19 protein-coding genes are annotated in these 17,419 nt (G+C 65.4%); 12 read left to right on the forward strand and 7 right to left on the reverse strand.

Annotated features, from left to right (window positions below; genetic code table 11):
• The first annotated feature begins 19 nt into the window (after window positions 1–19).
• The 5 genes from APT59_RS18885 to APT59_RS18905 all read left to right on the forward strand — a co-directional run bounded on the left by APT59_RS18885 (window position 20) and on the right by APT59_RS18905 (window position 3,441).
• Window positions 20–736, forward strand: coding sequence for a CDP-diacylglycerol diphosphatase (locus APT59_RS18885; protein ID WP_237140541.1), 717 nt, complete (start codon window positions 20–22; stop codon window positions 734–736).
• Window positions 737–758: 22 nt separating this feature from the next.
• A complete protein-coding gene (locus tag APT59_RS18890; protein WP_059316272.1) occupies window positions 759–971 on the forward strand; it encodes a hypothetical protein in 213 nt (70 codons plus the stop codon).
• A gap of 241 nt (window positions 972–1,212) precedes the next feature.
• Window positions 1,213–1,854, forward strand: a complete 642-nt coding sequence (locus APT59_RS18895) for a TIGR04211 family SH3 domain-containing protein (protein ID WP_420480496.1) — start codon at window positions 1,213–1,215, stop codon at window positions 1,852–1,854.
• A 123-nt stretch (window positions 1,855–1,977) separates the two neighbouring features.
• The gene (locus tag APT59_RS18900) at window positions 1,978–2,565 is read left to right on the forward strand and encodes an NUDIX domain-containing protein (protein ID WP_059316274.1); all 588 of its coding nucleotides are present in this window, start codon (window positions 1,978–1,980) and stop codon (window positions 2,563–2,565) included.
• A gap of 3 nt (window positions 2,566–2,568) precedes the next feature.
• Window positions 2,569–3,441 carry an oxygenase MpaB family protein gene (locus APT59_RS18905; RefSeq protein ID WP_059316275.1) on the forward strand — a complete coding sequence of 291 codons (873 nt, stop codon included), beginning with the start codon at window positions 2,569–2,571 and terminating at the stop codon, window positions 3,439–3,441.
• 431 nt (window positions 3,442–3,872) lie between these two features.
• Here the strand turns inward: APT59_RS18905 and dbpA are convergent, their stop codons facing one another.
• The gene (gene dbpA, locus APT59_RS18910; RefSeq protein ID WP_059316951.1) at window positions 3,873–5,207 is read right to left on the reverse strand and encodes an ATP-dependent RNA helicase DbpA; all 1,335 of its coding nucleotides are present in this window, start codon (window positions 5,205–5,207) and stop codon (window positions 3,873–3,875) included.
• Between the two features lie 165 nt (window positions 5,208–5,372).
• On the opposite strand from dbpA, the gene APT59_RS18915 reads away from it, so the two are divergent.
• The gene (locus tag APT59_RS18915) at window positions 5,373–6,005 is read left to right on the forward strand and encodes a glutathione S-transferase family protein (protein WP_059316276.1); all 633 of its coding nucleotides are present in this window, start codon (window positions 5,373–5,375) and stop codon (window positions 6,003–6,005) included.
• Window positions 6,006–6,015: 10 nt separating this feature from the next.
• On the opposite strand, the gene APT59_RS18920 is transcribed toward APT59_RS18915, so the two are convergent.
• Window positions 6,016–7,116: a catalase family protein gene (locus APT59_RS18920; RefSeq protein ID WP_059316277.1), complete on the reverse strand. Its 1,101-nt coding sequence runs from the start codon at window positions 7,114–7,116 to the stop codon at window positions 6,016–6,018.
• A gap of 177 nt (window positions 7,117–7,293) precedes the next feature.
• On the opposite strand from APT59_RS18920, the gene APT59_RS22595 reads away from it, so the two are divergent.
• Window positions 7,294–7,437, forward strand: a complete 144-nt coding sequence (locus APT59_RS22595; protein ID WP_017642700.1) for a hypothetical protein — start codon at window positions 7,294–7,296, stop codon at window positions 7,435–7,437.
• A 125-nt stretch (window positions 7,438–7,562) separates the two neighbouring features.
• Complete coding sequence (locus tag APT59_RS18925) at window positions 7,563–8,402, forward strand: DUF6502 family protein (RefSeq protein ID WP_059316278.1); 840 nt, start codon at window positions 7,563–7,565, stop codon at window positions 8,400–8,402.
• On the opposite strand, the gene APT59_RS18930 is transcribed toward APT59_RS18925, so the two are convergent.
• Window positions 8,399–8,845: a type IV pilin protein gene (locus APT59_RS18930; RefSeq protein ID WP_059316279.1), complete on the reverse strand. Its 447-nt coding sequence runs from the start codon at window positions 8,843–8,845 to the stop codon at window positions 8,399–8,401. The two genes, APT59_RS18925 and APT59_RS18930, sit on opposite strands and share 4 nt — an antisense overlap.
• Window positions 8,846–9,846: 1,001 nt before the next feature.
• On the opposite strand from APT59_RS18930, the gene APT59_RS18935 reads away from it, so the two are divergent.
• Window positions 9,847–10,530 carry a class I SAM-dependent methyltransferase gene (locus APT59_RS18935; RefSeq protein ID WP_059316280.1) on the forward strand — a complete coding sequence of 228 codons (684 nt, stop codon included), beginning with the start codon at window positions 9,847–9,849 and terminating at the stop codon, window positions 10,528–10,530.
• A gap of 4 nt (window positions 10,531–10,534) precedes the next feature.
• Here APT59_RS18935 and APT59_RS18940 read toward each other — a convergent pair whose 3' ends face one another.
• Both APT59_RS18940 and APT59_RS18945 read right to left on the reverse strand, forming a co-directional pair.
• Window positions 10,535–11,524, reverse strand: coding sequence for a DUF6515 family protein (locus APT59_RS18940; RefSeq protein ID WP_059316281.1), 990 nt, complete (start codon window positions 11,522–11,524; stop codon window positions 10,535–10,537).
• A 76-nt stretch (window positions 11,525–11,600) separates the two neighbouring features.
• The gene (locus tag APT59_RS18945; protein ID WP_059316282.1) at window positions 11,601–12,677 is read right to left on the reverse strand and encodes an aldo/keto reductase; all 1,077 of its coding nucleotides are present in this window, start codon (window positions 12,675–12,677) and stop codon (window positions 11,601–11,603) included.
• Window positions 12,678–12,803: 126 nt separating this feature from the next.
• Between APT59_RS18945 and proP the strand changes: the two genes are divergently transcribed.
• Both proP and APT59_RS18955 read left to right on the forward strand, forming a co-directional pair.
• Window positions 12,804–14,255, forward strand: a complete 1,452-nt coding sequence (gene proP, locus APT59_RS18950) for a glycine betaine/L-proline transporter ProP (RefSeq protein WP_059316283.1) — start codon at window positions 12,804–12,806, stop codon at window positions 14,253–14,255.
• Window positions 14,256–14,728: 473 nt separating this feature from the next.
• Window positions 14,729–15,208, forward strand: a complete 480-nt coding sequence (locus tag APT59_RS18955) for an Lrp/AsnC family transcriptional regulator (protein ID WP_017642712.1) — start codon at window positions 14,729–14,731, stop codon at window positions 15,206–15,208.
• Here APT59_RS18955 and APT59_RS18960 read toward each other — a convergent pair.
• Together APT59_RS18960 and APT59_RS18965 are read right to left on the reverse strand one after the other, a co-directional pair.
• Window positions 15,182–16,033: a Brp/Blh family beta-carotene 15,15'-dioxygenase gene (locus APT59_RS18960; RefSeq protein ID WP_059316284.1), complete on the reverse strand. Its 852-nt coding sequence runs from the start codon at window positions 16,031–16,033 to the stop codon at window positions 15,182–15,184. The two genes, APT59_RS18955 and APT59_RS18960, sit on opposite strands and share 27 nt — an antisense overlap.
• Window positions 16,034–16,035: 2 nt before the next feature.
• The gene (locus tag APT59_RS18965) at window positions 16,036–16,728 is read right to left on the reverse strand and encodes a bacteriorhodopsin (RefSeq protein WP_059316285.1); all 693 of its coding nucleotides are present in this window, start codon (window positions 16,726–16,728) and stop codon (window positions 16,036–16,038) included.
• A 224-nt stretch (window positions 16,729–16,952) separates the two neighbouring features.
• Here APT59_RS18965 and APT59_RS18970 point away from each other — a divergent pair, with 224 nt between their 5' ends.
• Entirely contained in the window at window positions 16,953–17,345 is a 393-nt protein-coding gene (locus APT59_RS18970) for a globin domain-containing protein (protein ID WP_059316286.1), read from the forward strand.
• Window positions 17,346–17,419: the final 74 nt, after the last annotated feature.

Here is a 17,419-nt window from a genome sequence, read left to right on the forward strand (position 1 = left end):
GTCGCTTCTGGTGTTGGCCATGACGCTGTCAGGTTGCTCCAGCCGCCTGCTGCTGCGCCAGGTCACGGTTGGGCTGTGCGAGCCCAATGCCCGGCTGACCGGCCTGCCCGCCCCCTGCCGCCAGGTGGTCAGGGATCCCGGCTTCGCCGTGCTGCGTGCACCCGGCGAGCGCCAGCATTTCATCCTGGTACCCCTGCGCCCCCTGCGCGGGCTGGAGAGCCCGGCCCTGTGGCAGCCCGGCCAACCCAACTGGTTCGGCTGGGCCTGGCGCCAGCGCTGGTATCTGAGCGCCTGGGGCGAGGCGCCGGTGACGGACGCCCAGATCGCCCTCGCCCTCAATGCCCCCAGCGGTCGCAGCCAGGATCAGTTGCACGTGCACCTCGCCTGCCTGCGTCCCGCGCTGCGCCAGCAGCTGTGGCAACTGGCGCCAGACATCGATGAACACTGGCGCGCCCTGCCCGTGGACCTGGCCGGGAGTCGCTATCAGGCGCGCCGTCTGAGCGAGACGCAGCTGCTGGCGGCGGACTTCTTCCCTGCTTTGGCCAGGCAGCCGCCCTATCCGCTGCCGGATCCACGCCTGTCGCTGGCCGTGGTGGCGCTGCCAAGCCAGGATGCCAGCCGTCAGTTCCTGCTGCTGGCCGGACGTGCGGGCAGTCAGCCTGGCGACCAGGGTTCGGCGGAACGACTGCTGGCCGCGGACTGCCGGGGAACGTCCCTGCCGCTGGCGACTCAATAGCGCCAACGCGCCAGGAGGCCCCATGCCGCACGAATTTCAAGAACTCTTCGACTTCATCGACCAGTTGCTCGCCTGGTCCGACTTCTATCTCAAATCCGCGCTGCTGCTCTGCGGCCTGGGCATGGTCGCAGGCGCGATCACCTGGAAGCGCTGGTGGGGCAAGGCATTGGCCTTTGGTTGCGCGGGCCTGGGCGCATTGGCAGCCGTCAGCCTGGATCTGCTCCGCCGGCTTTGAACACTCTTGAAAGGTATTGGGTTGGCCGCGCGCCTTCCGTCACCGAAGGTATGGCGGCAAGATGACACTAATCGTCGCTTTCCACCGCCAAAGCTTGAACTGTTTCACCGTCTCGAACAGAGGGCGCTACGGGTTGGCGGATAGATCGCGGCAGCTTGCTAGGGTACTGCCCCACAATAATCCGGCCTGGTCATCACGGCCTTCATCTTTTCAGCTCACGCATACAGACCCGATCATGCCCATGTCCCCATCTCGCCTGCTATCCCGCCTTCCCCATCTCGGCTTCTACCTGGCCGCCTCCCTCGCCTCCTTTGCCGGTACCGCTGTCGCCCAGGAAGGTAATGCCCGTTGGGTCAGTGACAGCCTGACTACCTACGTCCGCAGCGGCCCCACCGATGGCTATCGCATCGTCGGCACCCTCAAGTCCGGGCAGAAGGTCGAGCTGATCAGCACCCAGGGCGACTACAGCCAGGTGCGCGGCGAAGGTGGCAGCACCGTCTGGATTCCCAACAGCGACCTGCAGGACAAGCCCGGCCAGGCCGAGCGCCTGCCGCAGCTGGAGCAGCAGGTAGCCGAACTGAGCGGCCAGCTCAAGACCATCGACGACAGCTGGAAGAATCGCGTCCAGGGCATGCAGGAGACCCTGGATTCGCGCAAGCAGCAGATCGACGAACTGGAGAGCCGCCGTAAGGACCTCGACGCCCAGCTCACCCAGGCCCAGTCGGAACTGCGCAGCACCCAGGCCAAACTTGGCAACGAGAACAAGCAGGCGCTGATGCAATACATGGTCTATGGCGGCAGCATTGCCGGCGCGGGCCTCCTGGCCGGCCTGATCCTGCCCTCCATGACCCGCGGCAGGAAGAAGAACGACCGCTGGTTCTAATGGATAGCGGTCGATAGCGGTTCCGTCCTGGCGGCTGGGCGGAACCCGAGGTCACGGCCCGAGCGTCAAAGAGGCAGCACTTCTGCTAACGTGGCCCGACGCCTTCCGCCCAGACGAGCCCCCATGCCCGACACCCCCCGCTTTCGCATCCAGCAGGTCGAGACCCTTTCCGATGACTGGGGCCTGCTCAAGAAGACCACCTTCGACTACCTGCGCCGCGACGGCAGCTGGCAACGCCAGACCCGGGAGACCTACGACCGTGGCAATGGCGCCACCATCCTGCTCTACGACCGCGCAAGACGCACCATCCTGCTGATCCGTCAGTTCCGCCTGCCCACCCTGGGCAACGGCCTGGACGACGGCCTGCTGGTGGAGACCCCCGCCGGCCTGCTCGACGCGGCCGCGCCCGAAGCGCGCATCAAGGCCGAAGTCGAGGAAGAGACCGGTTACCGCCTCGACAACGTCCAGCACCTGTTCGACGCCTTCATGAGCCCCGGCTCGGTGACCGAGCTGCTGCATTTCTTCGCCGGTGAATACCAGGCCGACCAGCGCATCGCCGAGGGCGGTGGCCTGCACGAGGAAGGCGAGGACATCGAGCTGCTGGAGTTACCCTTCGACGAAGCCCTGGCCATGGCGCGCGACGGTCGGCTGCTGGATGGCAAGACCATCATGCTGCTGCAGTACGCCGCCCTCTACCTGCTGCCGCGCTAGCCCATGGAGCTGATCCGCAGCCGCATCGAGCGGCAGGTGATGAGCCTCACCGGCCTATCCCTGGGTGAGGTCGACTACGAACAGCCGGTGGGCGATCCCGGGTTGTTCGGGCCTGCCAGCGTCCCCTGGCGGGTGCACAGCGATTTCACCTGCATGCTGATCGGCGGCATCGCCGCCCTGCTCATGCAGACCCTGCATCCGCTGGCCCTGGCGGGCGTCTGGGATCACTCGAAATTTCGCGAAGACATGCTCGGCCGCCTGCGGCGTACCGGCCAGTTCATTGCCGCCACCACCTTTGGCAGCCGCGGCGACGCCGAGCGGCTGATCGCCCGGGTCCAGGCCATCCACCGCCACATTCGAGGCCAAGCCGCCGATGGCCGTCCCTACAGCGCCGAAGACCCGGCGCTGCTGACCTGGGTGCACGTGGCCGAGGTCAGTCATTTCCTGGCGGCCTACCTGCGCTACTACGATCCGCACCTTTCAGGGACGGAACAGGATCGCTACTACGCCGAGATCGCCCTGGTGGCCGAGCGCCTGGGTGCGACCGAGGTCCCTCGTTCGCGGGCGGAGATCGCCGCCTACTACCAGGCGATTCGTCCGCAGCTGGTCTGCGATGACCGCAGCCGAGAGGTCTGCCGGGTGCTGCTGCAGGCACCCGCGCCCAGCGCCCTGGCCAAGCCCTTCGGTGCCCTGATGATGCAGGCCGGCATCGACCTCTTGCCCGACTGGGCCAGCGAGGAGCTGGGTTTCCAGCAGGGCCCGCTGCAACGGCGGCTGATTCGCACGGGCATCGGCGCGACCGCCCCGGTGCTGCGCTGGGCGGTGCGCAACGGCTCCTCGCATCGGGCCAGACGGCGGATGGGGATTGAGACGTGAGCTGATCGCGGCCATGGGCCGCTCCTACAGGTTTCAGGGTTTGTAGGAGCGGCCGCATCGGCGGACCACCATGGCCGCGATTAAGCCCATCGAAGGATGTGACCAGCCGTAGGTTGGGCTGAGACGGCACTATCGTCGAAGCCCAACAGCCCGAGGTACGCCGAGGCACCGTTGGGCTTCACTTCGCTCAACCCAACCTACGCCACCGGTTAGCACCGTAGGTTGGGCTGAGACGGCTCCATCGTCGAAGCCCAACAGCCTGAGGTACGCCGAGGCACCGTTGGGCTTCACTTCGCTCAACCCAACCTACGCCACCGGTTAGCACCGTAGGTTGGGCTGAGACGGCTCCATCGTCGAAGCCCAACAGCCTGAGGTACGCCAAGTCACCTTTGGGCTTCGCTGCGCTCAACCCAACCTACGGCCTTTCCTGCCTACAACATCCGCACCTTGATCGACCGCCCCTTGATCTTGCCCTCGCTCAGGCGCTGCAGCGCCTGGCGAGCGATGTCGCGCTCGACGGCGACGAAGGCCTGGTTGTCGAACAGGGTGATCTTGCCGATCTTGGCACCGGGCAGGCCGGCGTCGCCGGTCAGGGCGCCGAGGATGTCGCCCGGGCGCAGCTTGTCCTTCTTGCCCGCCGCCAGGGCCAGGGTGTGCATCGTCGGGACCAGCGGCTCCGGGGTGTCGCGCAGGGCGCCGAGCGGCTGCCAGTCCAGCGGCGAGCCCTGCTGAGCCTCGATGGCCTGGGCGCGGCTGGCCTCGGCCGGGGCCACCAGCGACAGCGCCAGGCCCTGTTCACCGGCACGACCACTGCGGCCGATGCGGTGCACATGCACCGCCGGATCACGGGACAGCTCCACGTTGATCACGGCTTCCAGGCCGGCCACGTCGATGCCGCGCGCGGCCACGTCGGTGGCCACCAGCACACAGAGGCTGCGATTGGCGAACATCGCCAGCACCTGGTCCCGTTCGCGCTGTTCCAGATCACCATGCAGGGCAGCGGCGGAGATGCGCTGGGCATGCAGCGCCTCGACCACCTCCTGGCACTGCTGGCGGGTCTGGCAGAAGGCCACGGCGCTGGCCGGGCGATGGTGACGCAGGAGGCGCACCACGGCGGCCAGACGATCCTGGGCAGCAATCTCGTAGAAGCGTTGGCGGATCTGGGTCTCGCTGTGCTGACTCTCGACGCTGATGCGCAGCGGCGCGCGCAGATAATCCTCGGCGAGGCGTTCGATACCTTCCGGGTAGGTGGCGGAAAACAGCAGCGTCTGCCGCCGCGCCGGGGTCTGCCGGAGGATATCGGCGATGGCCTCGATGAAGCCCATGTCGAGCATGCGGTCAGCCTCGTCGAGCACCGCGACATTGAGCCCGTCCAGCACCAGGGTGCCCTTGCGCAGGTGCTCCTGCACACGGCCCGGGGTGCCGACGATCACCTGAGCGCCGTGCTCCAGGGAAGCGATCTGCGGCCCCAGCGGCATGCCACCGCAGAGGGTCAGGATCTTGAGGTTGGGCGTGGTCCGCGCCAGGCGGCGCAACTCGCGGGCGACCTGGTCCGCCAGCTCGCGCGTCGGGCACAGCACCAGGGCCTGGCAACCGAAATAGCGCGGATTGAGCCCTGTCAGCAGGCCGATGCCGAAGGCGGCCGTCTTGCCCGAACCGGTCTTGGCCTGGGCGATGAGGTCCTGGCCCTTGAGGATGATCGGCAGGCTGGCCGCCTGGATGGGCGTCATGCTCAGGTAGCCGAGTTCGGCCAGGTTGGCCTGCATGGCCTCGGCCAGCGGCAGGGATTCGAAGGATGCGGGCACGGGAGTCCTGGAAACGGCTGGTAAAGGTTTACCAGTCTAGCAGAAGGGTGCCCACTCTCCTCTGCATGGACGCTGGACCAGCGCCTACCTATGCTTAGCGGTACGACAACTCAAGGAAGCTCCACCATGTTCGACCGGCCTGTGCTCTATACCCATCCCATGTCCCGCGGACGCGTCGTGCGCTGGCTGCTGGAGGAGCTCGGGCAGCCCTATGAGGTGCAGCGGATCGACTACGGCCCGGCGATGAAATCGCCGGCCTATCGCGCCATCAATCCCATGGGCAAGGTTCCCGCGCTGCGGCACGGCGCGGCCCTGGTGACCGAGACGGCGGCCATCTGCGCCTATCTCGCCGACGCCTTTCCCGCCGCGGGGCTCGCGCCACCGTTGAGCGATCCGGCACGTGGCAGCTACTACCGCTGGCTGTTCTTCGCGGCCGGTCCGCTGGAAGCGGCGACCACCAACCAGGCGCTGGGCGTCACCTTGCCCGAAGATCCGCAAAAACGCGGCGCGGTCGGCTATGGCAGTCTTGCCGAGGTGCTGGATACCCTCGAAGCGGCCCTGGCACCCGGTGAATACCTGGTGGACGACCGCTTCACCGCGGCCGATGTCTACGTCGGCGCTCATCTCGCCTGGGGCATGGCCTTTGGCACCATCGAGAAACGTCCGCACTTCGAACGCTATGTCGCCGGACTGGTAAGCCGTCCGGCCGCAGTGCGCGCGCGCGAACTCGATGACGCCGAACTCGCCACGCTCAACTAGGTGCCCGCGTCTACAGTTCCACCGGTCCACGCGGATGATGCAACGGGCAACCGTTGCGCTCGCTGCGGAACTGCGAAGACATCTCGTAGGCCGGCTGCCGCGATCTCATGATCCCACCCAGCGGGCGGTGTGCAGCCAGGCCATGCCAGGGGCTGAACACCATGGCGTCGTCCACCTCGCGGGAGCGTGCCTCGTTCCAGGCCGGTTGCGGCCGGACCTCCAGGCGCGCGACGGTCACATAGGGGGTCAGGTCTTCCGGCCAGACCACCGAGGCGTCCTCGATGGGCGTCTGCTCGATGTCGACACCCAGCTGCACGCGGATCTCCCAGACGCCACCCTGATGGGCGAAATGCGCGTTGACCGCTTCGCGCAGGCCGTCGGGCTTGCCGTTGACCGCCACCGGGGCATCGGTCAGGGCAGTCAGCTCGGGCGCCGCCGGGACCACGCTGAGCTTGGCGAAATAGGGGCCGTAGAGGAAGGGCACCATGGTGTAGAAGGTCTCGCCAAGGATGTGGGTTTCCGGGTGCCCGCCGAGACTCTTGAGCGTGGGGCTTTCGCCACCAAAGGCCTCCACCACCTTCTCGGCGCCGCGCAGCACTGCCGAGGCTGCCTTCTTCAGGCCTTCGCCACGGTCAGTGGTCTTGGCCAGCAGCTTGAGCGTCTTGAGAAAGGTCTTGGGATCCGGCGCGGTGAAGGCCGGCGCGTTCTGCATGACGAAATCCTGGGTCACCTGCCCTTCGCTGCCAGGCAGGCGCTCGCCCGGCACCTCGATCAGCTTGAGCGCCAGGCCCCGCGGGGTGGAGACGCTGTCGGCCAGGATGTCGCCGGGATTGGTCGAGAATCTCAGCACCGCGGCATAGCTGCCCGGCACGGCGAAGGCGCCCTGGGCATAGGCCGGTGGCAGACCATCCAGCACCGTCACCTGGCCCGTGAGCAGACCATGACTCTTGGCGTGTACGCTACGGATGGCATGGCCGCCGTTGGCATAGGTGGTCTCGGTGATGTTTCTCATCGCCGCGACCATCTCGCGAACGGTCTCGGCTTCGTCATCCGGCGCCTGTTCGAAGGCGGGCTGGAACGGCAGCGGGTGGACAGCGGCAGGCGTGGTCATCTTGGGACTCCTCGGGTGCCGTCAATCGGACGCAACGGTCAGCCAATCGACCGCTATCGCGCTAACGACGTTCAACCGGCCACCGTCGCCTCCGATACAAGGTCGCTGCCGACAGGCGCATGGGAACGGCGCTGACCAAAGGGGGTTCGATATGGTCACCCACCCCAGGAGTCCACCATGAGCGACGCTGACCAGAAGACCTACGACAACCCCAGCAACACCCCGCCCCCCGAAGAGCTGCCCTATGCCGACATGGAGCCGGAGGAATTTCCGGACGATCCGGACGTGGCTGGCGAAACCGAATCGGGCACCCCAGGCTAAGGGATGGCCCTACCTTGCGGACGACAGCTCAGGCTGCGTCCGCGACACTTTGTGACAGGCTGGTTTGACTGACACCCGTGCCCCCGCGAAGATGACGGGGCGTCTGTCGCGTCGAGCCCTCCCCCATGCTTTCCACCAAGGTCCCTTTGCTCCTGCGTAGCCTGATCGGTCGGCTGGTGCGTATCGCCATCGCCTCCGGAGTCACCTACCAGGCCTTCGATCGCTTGCTGCGCCAGACCTACTTCGAGGTCGCCCAGGATTTCGAACCCCTGCGCGACAAGCCCAATTCCGATAGCCGTATCTCGGTGCTGACCGGCCTGCCCCGTCGCGAGGTTCGCGCCCTGCGCGAAGCCGGCCCGGAACGCACGCCCTGCACGCCCAGCCTGGAATGGCAGGTGCTCAGCGCCTGGACCTCACGCCTGGATTTGCTCGACGCCGAGGGCAATCTGCGCCCCCTGCCCCGCACCCAGCGCCGCGGTGGCGAGCAGAGTTTCGACGCCCTGGTCGCCAGCGTCGGCAGCGACGTCCGCGCCCGGACCGTGCTGGATGAATGGCTGCGCAAGGGCTATGCCCGCCTCGACGAAGAAGACCGGGTGGTGCTCACGCCACGCTCGTTGCTGCGCGGCACCGAGAGCCAGGAAGGCGCGGGCCGGCTGCTGGCGCATTTCACCGGCGACCTGCTGGCGGGCTTCGAGCGCCTCTACCTGCAGGACCGCGCCGCGCCGGACTTCACCTTCCATGTGGTCTACGGCCACAACCTGACCCAGGACTCGACCCTGAGCCTCTACCGCACCGCCTACGACGAATCCATGCACCTGCTCAACCGCCTCAACCGCCTGGTGGTCGAACACGAAGCCCAGGACGCCGGCAAAGCCGACGCCACCCAGCGGGTCACCCTGGGTTTCGGCGGCTATCGCGTGGAACAGAACCGGGATGCCGGCCTGGTGCAGGGGCGGGAGGATTAGCGCCAGCAGTCGGTGGGATCGCCTTTGGATACCTTTTTGACGCCCTGAGCGTTAAGTATCAGGTTGCCACAGGGATCTTTTTCCTGACTGCCTTTGGGCAGCGCGGTCAGCACATAGGGACCATCACTGCCATAGCCTGCACTACCTGCAGCGCTAGTCGAAATCGTCAACTCGTAGTACCCACTGCTAGAGAACACTCTATCGCTGCCAGCGCTTGTCTTGGTATTGACAATGCTCAGGTCTTTCACACTTGTTGGATAGGCATTGTTCTGCGCATAGAACCGTTCCATTCGTGCCGCCGCCTCGTTGAGCAGCGCCTGGCCCTCGCTGCGGTTGGAGCGCAGCACATAGTTCTGATAGCTCGGATAGGCGATGGCCGCCAGGATGCCGACGATCGCCACGACGATCATCAACTCGATCAGGGTAAAGCCTCGTGCTCGCATCGTTACCTCAGGGATCGGGATTCTGGTGGAAAAAGATCGCCAACTCTGCCGTTTACACGGTCTACAACAGCACCGCTGAACTGCTGCCAATATCGCTAAAATCGGTCTTGGACCTACGAGCGTTGCCGACGGAACGTTGCTCCCCATACCGATGGGACCACGAGCCTCCCTAAAGGCGTTCAGCCCGCACGGAAATCCAACATCTACGACGGGTGTATGGATACCAGCGCAGACCTGCGGGTAATCGGTCTCGCCTTTCGTAGCCGTCGCCTAACGATAGGTAAAGGTGCCCAAATCGCAAGGATTGCCTTTGAAGATCAGCCACGGCCGGGCAGGGTGTCGGCCATGGAGTTGATTGGCCCCTATCAATAGTCGCGCAAGGCGGCCTTTGCGCCTTTGGATGAGCTAGGAGGTCATGGAGATCCATGGTCTCGCCGATGAAAGCCTGGCAGTTGCGGATTTCCTAGCATTTGGCGCTGCCAAGAGCACCAGATGGCCTTTCCGGAAAATGCTGCTGCAAGGGCTGTCTCTTCCGCAGCTCCGAACAGCTATCAACCCCGCCCGTACCTACCTCTCCCGCTGAAGCAGCGGCTAACTCGGCGTACGGCCAACAGGCTGAGCAGGCCTCTTCACTTTCCATCAAACGCCATTAATTGAACGAACAAATAATTAAATGGACATTAAATTAAAAGAACGAACAATTAAAAATAATTTAGAGCACCAACTTCTCAATCATGCAAAACCAAACAAGACTCAACTAGCCAAACACCGGGCGATTGATTTAAAAGAAGGAATGCCTTGGTTCATGCCTACCACATCACGGACATGAAGACCCCGGGAGATCCAGGCTTCGGCTAATTCCCAGACCACGCCAGCAAACTCCATTAAACGGCAAGACATTTACCGGCACGCTTATCGAACGCATCTTTCCTTACCAGACACCGCCCAGAGTTAGCTCCGTAACGCCTCTGCTTTCATCGACCGACAATGACAAGGCCGCTATGCACGACTCGAAGAAAATCGATTATTCGCTAAATACCGCCGACACCTCTGCGCCGCACTCCGCGCTGGACAATGCCGCCATCATTTCCGCCTATCGGCGCTGGGCCAATGTCTATGATCGGGTGTTCGGTGGCGTCTCGGCGCCCGGCCGCAAGCGTGCGGTGGCGGCGGTCAATGCCCTGGCGGGTACCCGGGTGCTGGAGGTCGGGGTAGGAACCGGTCTCGCCCTGCCCCACTATGGCGCCGACAAGCGCGTCACCGGGATCGACCTCTCGCCGGACATGCTGGCCAAGGCCCGGGAGCGGGTCGCGCGCGATGAGATCACCACGGTGGAGGCGCTGCTCGAAGCCAACGCCGAGGAAACCGGCCTGCCCACCGGCTCCTTCGATATCGCCGTGGCCATGTTCGTGGCCTCCGTGGTACCCAATCCGCGCAAACTGATGCAGGAAATGCGGCGGGTAGTGAAGCCTGGCGGTCACCTCCTGCTGGTCAACCACTTCCAGGCCGAGCGTGGCATGCGCCTGCTGGCGGAGAAGGCCCTGGCACCGGCCTCGCGCAAGCTCGGCTGGCACCCTGACTTCGCCATGGACTCCATCCTCTCCCGCGAAGACCTGCGCCGCGCCAGTCGCAGCAGCGTACCGCCCTTCGGACTCTTCACCCTGGTGCAACTGAGCAACGACTGATCGCTTACTCCACCCGATAGCCCCGCCCCGCCAGGCAGGCGGCCAGGGCCTGGCGGAAACGCTGGGTCAGGTAGGGGTCGCCTACCGCGCCCGGCCGCTCGGGATCGAAACCGGAATCCCCGGCGGCGTAGCGGCGGCAGTCGTATCGGTCCGTGGCGTAGCGCCCGGGTGGCTGGCCCTGCAAGGGATAGGCGGTGACGTCGTAGGCATCGTAGCCGACGCCCGTGGACGCAGGCGCGGCAGAGGTAACGGGCACTGCCGCGACATTGGGATCGGCGACGGTGACGAAACCGCCACCCGGATCGGTGCGGTAGTAGCTGCCGGCGGCGAAGTAGTAGGTAGTGCCGCCCATCCATAACGTTTCGGCAAAGGCCGGCAGCGCGCTGACCCTTACGCCGGTCGGCGGCAGGGTGACCACATAGCGCGGGCCCTGGGGTCGATACCAGTAGCCGTCGGCATAGTAGTACTGGCTATCGTGGTACCAGATGCGGGTGAAGCCGGCCGGTACCCCGGGCACCTCGAAGCCGGGTCGCCATTGGGGATTGGCGCCCCAACCGGGACGCGGGCCGGACCAATGAGGGTCCCGATCCGGTCGAGGCGGTGGCGGCGGATAATTCCGACCGGGCTGGTCAGGGGCCGGCATCATGTAGCCCGGACGCGGCAGCGGCACGGGGCGATCCTGCCAGGCCGGCTGATAATTTGGTCGCGGCGGTGGGGGATCATTGCGCTCCCAGCGCTCCAGGGCTGGACCATTGCCGCGTCCAGGCGCATCGCCGCGACCGGGCGGACTACCATTCCAGCCACCCTGCCTATTCCCCTGCCAGCGTCCCCCGTTGCCGGGTGGTGGCGCGGGCATGGGCGGCGGTGCGGCACCCGGCGGTGGCGTCACATAGCCACCGCCCAGGCGATAGTTGTTATCGGCCCAGGCAGGCGCAGCGTGCCAGCAGGAAACGCCAGAGAGGACAAGCGCGAACAGGACGGCAGGCGACTTCATCGCACGGCTCCGCAAGGGGATGGCCCAGAGTACCCCAAGGCCTGGCCCTCCCCCAGCCTGACCATCACCCGCTCAGCTATTTGTCGCGGCGCTGTTCCAGGGTCTTGCGCTGCTCGGCCAGGAAGGGTTGCTCGGCCGGATCCAGCCGATCCATCCCGGCGACGATGCGGTGCCAATAGGGATACAGCGGCTCACGCCGGGTCGCCGCCTCGATCCGTGCGGACTCTTCCGCTGTCAGCGCCAGCGTCATGGCCGCCAGGTTGTCGTGCAGCTGGGCTTCGCTACGGGCACCGACGATCAGGCTGGTGATGCCTGGCCGATCCTTGAGCCAGGCCAGGCAGACCTGGGCCACCGACACGCCATGGGCATCGCCCACCGCGGCCAGGGTCTCGATGATGTCCAGGGCGCGCTCGGGATCGTGGACATAGGGCTCGGGCCAGTCGCTGCCCTGGCGCGTACCCTTCGGCGCTGGCTTGCCGCGCCGGGTCGAGCCGGTCAGCAGGCCTTCGCCCATGGGTCCCCAGACCAGGGTGCCGACCTCTTGGTCGAGCGCCAGTGGCAGCAGTTCGTACTCCGCCTCGCGGGATTCCGGCGTGTAGTAGATCTGCTGGCTGACCGGCTTGATGAGGCCGTGCAACTCGGCCTTGCCAAGGGTCTTCATCATTTGCCAGCCGGTGTAGTTGCTGGTGCCGAAGTAACGCACCTTGCCGCTTTGCACCAGATGGGTCATGGCCTCCAGCGTCTCTTCGATGGGCGTGACGCCGTCCCAGTTGTGCAGCTGGTAGAGATCCAGGTGATCGGTGCCCAGGCGGCGCAGGCTGTTTTCGCAGGCGCGGATCAGGTGATAGCGCGAGGCGCCGCTGTCGTTGGGATCGTCGCTCATGGCGCTGCGCCCCTTGGACGCCAACAGGATGCTGTCGCGCTTGTCACCCAGCGCCTGGCCGACGATTTCCTCGGCCAGGCCGTAGGAATACAGGTCGGCGGTATCCACCAGGTTCACCCCGGCGTCGAAGGCGATGTCGAACAGCCGTCGCAGGGTGCGCAGGTCGATGCCACCGCACTTCTCGAAGCCATCACGACCACCCACCTGCAGGGTGCCGAGGGCGAGTTGGGAAACCAGCAGGCCGGAATGGCCAAGCGGACGATACTGCATGGTGCCTCCACGAGTTTTTACCGATAAAGGGTCGACTCCAGGCGTGTTCGGCAAGTTTCAACCGCACAGGAATCGCACTTACAGCGGTCCGCTTGGGTCTATGGCCCCACGCAAGGAGGAAAACACATGTCGAAACACCATCATCACGTTGGCTGGTTCAAGCGTCGCCATGAGGTAAAGCCGGACGACCTCACTATCGTCGACAATTCCCTGGTCAAGCGCGCCGTCGGCGCCGCCGCCCTTGGCAATGCCATGGAGTGGTTCGATTTCGGCGTCTATGGCTACCTGGCCGTGACCCTGGGCAAGGTCTTCTTTCCCGACGGCAATGCCGCGGCCCAGCTGATCGCCACCTTCGCCACCTTTACCGTGGCCTTTCTCGTCCGCCCGCTCGGCGGCGTGGTGTTCGGCCCCCTGGGCGACAAGTACGGTCGCCAGAAGGTACTCGCCCTGACCATGATCATGATGGCCCTGGGCACCTTCAGCATCGGCCTGATCCCCAGCTACGAGAGCATCGGCATCTGGGCGCCGGCCCTGCTGCTGCTGGCGCGGGTGGTGCAGGGCTTCTCCACCGGCGGTGAATACGGGGGTGCGGCGACCTTCATCGCCGAATATGCCACCGACAAGACCCGCGGGCGCATGGGCAGCTGGCTGGAGTTCGGCACCCTCGCCGGCTACATCGCCGGTGCCGGGACAGTCACCGCGCTCACCGCGGCCCTGACTCAGGAACAATTGCTCGACTGGGGCTGGCGAGTGCCCTTCTTCATCGCCGGTCCGCTCGGCCTGCTCGGCCTCTACATGCGCCTGAAGCTGGAAGAAACGCCAGCGTTCAAGGCCCACGCCGAGGCCAACGAAGGCAAGGCGGCGGATAGCCCGGCGCACAGCCTGCGCGAGCTGTTCACCCTGCATCGCGTCGCCCTGCTCAAGTGCGTCGGCCTGGTACTGGTGTTCAACGTCACCGACTACATGCTGCTGACCTACATGCCCAGCTACCTGGCCGTGACCATGGGCTACGCCGAGACCAAGGGTCTGCTGCTGATCCTCATCGTCATGGTGGTGATGATGCCGCTCAACATCCTGGGGGGGTTCTTCAGTGACCATCTGGGGCGCAAGCCGATGATCATCGGCGCCTGCCTGGCGATCCTGGTCCTGGCGATCCCCTGCCTCAAGCTGATCGGCAGCGGCAACGACTGGCTGATCTTCCTGGGTCTGATGCTGCTGGGCGCCTCGCTGGCCTGCTTTACCAGCACCATGCCGTCCACCCTGCCAGCGCTGTTCTACACCCCGATCCGCTACAGCGCCCTGTCCATCGCCTTCAACATCTCGGTATCGCTGTTTGGTGGCACCACTCCGTTGGTCACCGCCTGGCTGGTGGAAAAGACCGGCGACCCCCTGGTGCCGGCCTACTACATGATGGCCGCTGCCGTGATCGGCATCCTGACCATGGTCACGGTACGCGAAACCGCCGGCCAACCCCTGCGCGGCTCGCCACCCTCGGTGGCCAGCGAAGAGGAAGCCAAGGAATTCCTCGCCAGCGACGCGCCCCTCACCGTGGACAAGCAGCCGCCCGGGCAGGCTTGAGTTTCCCGAAAGGATCGCGGCCATGGCTGCCCCTACATAAATCGTAGGAGCGGCCCATGGCCGCCATCAAAAGAGCACGCCCGAGAGGCGGCCCCATCGGCGGACCGCCATAGCCGTACTTAGCAGCATCCCCCACCCACCACCAAATCCCACCCAAAAGAAAAGGGGAGACCTTGCGGCCTCCCCTTGAATTCGTTGTCCTCTCGCACCGCTCGTGACGGTGGCTGCGATCGACCAGGAATGGTGACCTGGGCGGGCCCGGGCGCGGCGGACGGGATACCGTCGTTGGCGATGCGAAAGGCCCTCCTGGGGCACTTCCGTTGGACAGCTCTACCGGGCTATCGAAGTTGAGTTCAGCTTACGCCCCTGCCGCCGGCAGAGGTTTGCGTTGTGCGCACTCTTTCCTGCCTCTTGCGCAATTCATGGCTAGAAACCTAGGATTGGACGCAACCCGATAGCGCAAGGCATGGAAAATGGACAAACTCGATCGCTTCGATCTGAAAATATTGGCAGAACTGCAGCGCGATGCGCGTCTCTCCAATCAGGAGCTGGCCGAACGCATTGGCCTGTCGCCCTCGCCCTGTTCAAGACGAGTCAAGCAACTGGAAGACAGCGGCTACATTACCCGCCAGGTGGCCCTGCTGGATCGCAAGAAACTTGGCCTGTCGCTGACCGCCTTCGTCCTCATCGGCATGGATAGACACACCCCGGAGCGCTTCGAGAACTTCCAGGCGATCATCGCCCAGTGCCCCGAGGTGCTGGAGTGCTGCCTGGTCACCGGCATGGATGCGGACTATCAGCTCAAGGTCGTCGTGCCCGACATGGAGCACTATCAGCAGCTGCTCTTGGGCACCCTGACGCGCATCGAAGGCGTCTCCAGCGTGCGGTCGAGCTTTGTGCTCAACCAGATCCTGGCCAGTACCGAACTACCGCTCAACCACCTGCGGTCCTGAGCGCGGCGCGGCTTCGACGCCGGAGTCGAGAAAACGCGGCAGCACCAGCATATGCGGTACGGCGAAGGCGGCCAGCACGGCGAACAGGGCGCGGATACCGGTACGCTCCTGCAGCAGGAACACCAGGCCACCGGCCAGGGTAAACAGCGCAGCGCCCAGCAGGATCGGCCACGTCAGGCGCAAATAGGCCTTGAAGGTGGCCGCCCCCAGCAAACGTTGGCGCACCCCGGTCTGGGGCGCGGCGTGCAGCAGATAGAAGCCCAGGGCGAACCCCACTAGGGGCGGCGCCAGCACCACGGCCAGCAGCGTCACCGCCAACCTGGGGCAACGCTGCTGCCAGGCGGCCAGCAACAGCACCGGCAGTGCCAGCAGCCCACCCAGTAGGAGCACGCGGGCTAGCCAGTCTGCGAGGGCAAGAGAAGCAGCCGGCCCCATGGCCAGGGCCAGCAACCGGGCGACGGCGGCTTCGTGCACCACCGCCGGACCGCCAATGATGAACAGCCCCAAGGCCAGCGAGGTCAGCCGCTTGGGAAACAGCTCGTCTTCATGGGCGAAATGCCAGGCCGAGAGCAGCAGGAACAGCAGCAGCGCCGCCGTGCCTGCCAGTTGCCAGCAGAGCAGGCAGGCCAGGGCTGTCGCCAGATAGCAGCCGAGAAAGGCGAGGCGCCGCCCGGGTGCGACCAGGCGCAGATCGCTGGCGCCATGCAGCAGGCCCAGACCCAAGCCTACCGCCAGGGCGTAGGCCAGTTGCCCGGCCCCGCCCGCCAGGCTGGCGAGCCCGGCGGTCAGCACCAGCGCCAGCCAGCCTCGCCCGGTCTCCTGCATCCTTAGACGCCGGTCCGCGCCAGGGCCGCACGCAGATTGCGCTCGGAGGTGAAGGCATAGACCACCTTGGCCAGCACGTCGAGCACCAGGATGATCCAGATGGTCGCCGCATCGCTCACCATCCACACACCCTCCGGGCCAATGGCGAAGACCACCGGATAGATCAGCCAGAGCACGGTCAGAAAGCCGGTGTTCTTGCGATAGGCCGCGCCGATCGCGGCATGTTGCCCGGCTAGGGTCGCCAGCGGTTTCCACAGCAGATAGAGCACCCCGACAAAGGCCGCGCAGGACCAGGCGAAGAACACCCACTTGATGGTGCCGTAGGGCGCCAGGGAGGCCACCAGGCCCGTCACGATCATCACCACGTCCAGGGTGACGATGGAGGCCACGAAGCCGCCTTGTCCCTCTTGCTCACGCGCGCCGAGAAAGGCCGAGCTCACCACCCCGGCCAGCAGCAGTGGCGTGGTGAAGGTCCAGTCCAGGTAGCGGGCGACATAGGTCACGCTGCCATCCGGCTTGATCAGATTGCCAACCCCCAGGTACATGGCCAGATAGGCCGTAGCGGCGATGAAGGGCACGGCGGCGTGGATCAGGGTGTGGCCGCGTAGCGGACCACGGTGCGCGCCCTTGGCATAGATCGCCAGGGAGGCGAGCGACATGATGACGAAGCCGATTAGCAGGGGTGTCTGACTCATTGGAGGTCTCCAGAGGGATAAGGGACGCGCATCGGCGGGGCCAGCCGCTCTGGAGTAGGGGTTCCTGGTCTACCGCTGCGCTTAAGGTAGAGAAGTCGCCGCGTGACTTGGTTCAAAATGTTTCAGTGTTCGCGACCAATCGCTGCAGGCCCTTGATCCGGGTCAAGTGGTCCTGGCAGTGGCCGAGGCAAGCTGCGTCGTTTCGTGTCCGCCCAGGAATTCGCATGCTGCCGGCCCAGAACGTGATGCTGAGCTACGGACGCTGCTGCGCCAGCCCCGCCTTCTTCGATGATTTCTATCGGCGCTTCCTGGCCAGCTCGCCTCGGGTAAGGGAGAAGTTCGTCCATACCGACATGGCCGCGCAGAAGCTGCTGTTGCGCCACGGCATCATGAACCTGGTTCTGGTGGCCCGCGGCATGCCCACCACCAAACTGCGCCAGCTCGGCGAAAGCCATTGCCGGGCACGGCTGGACATAGGCCCCGAACTCTACGAACTCTGGGTCGACTGCCTGCTCGCCACCCTGGCCCAGCACGATGCCGAATTCTCTCCAGCGCTGCGCCAGGAATGGCAGGACGTGCTGGAGGCAGGGATCGCGGTGATGCGCAGCTACTACTGAGCGGGCCTGGGTCCTGTTGGGCTTCGCTGCGCTCAGCCCAACCTACGACACCCGCAGGTTGGGCTGAGAAAGCT

The organism is Pseudomonas oryzihabitans, assembly GCF_001518815.1.
Taxonomy (GTDB): Bacteria; Pseudomonadota; Gammaproteobacteria; order Pseudomonadales; family Pseudomonadaceae; genus Chryseomonas; species Chryseomonas oryzihabitans_E.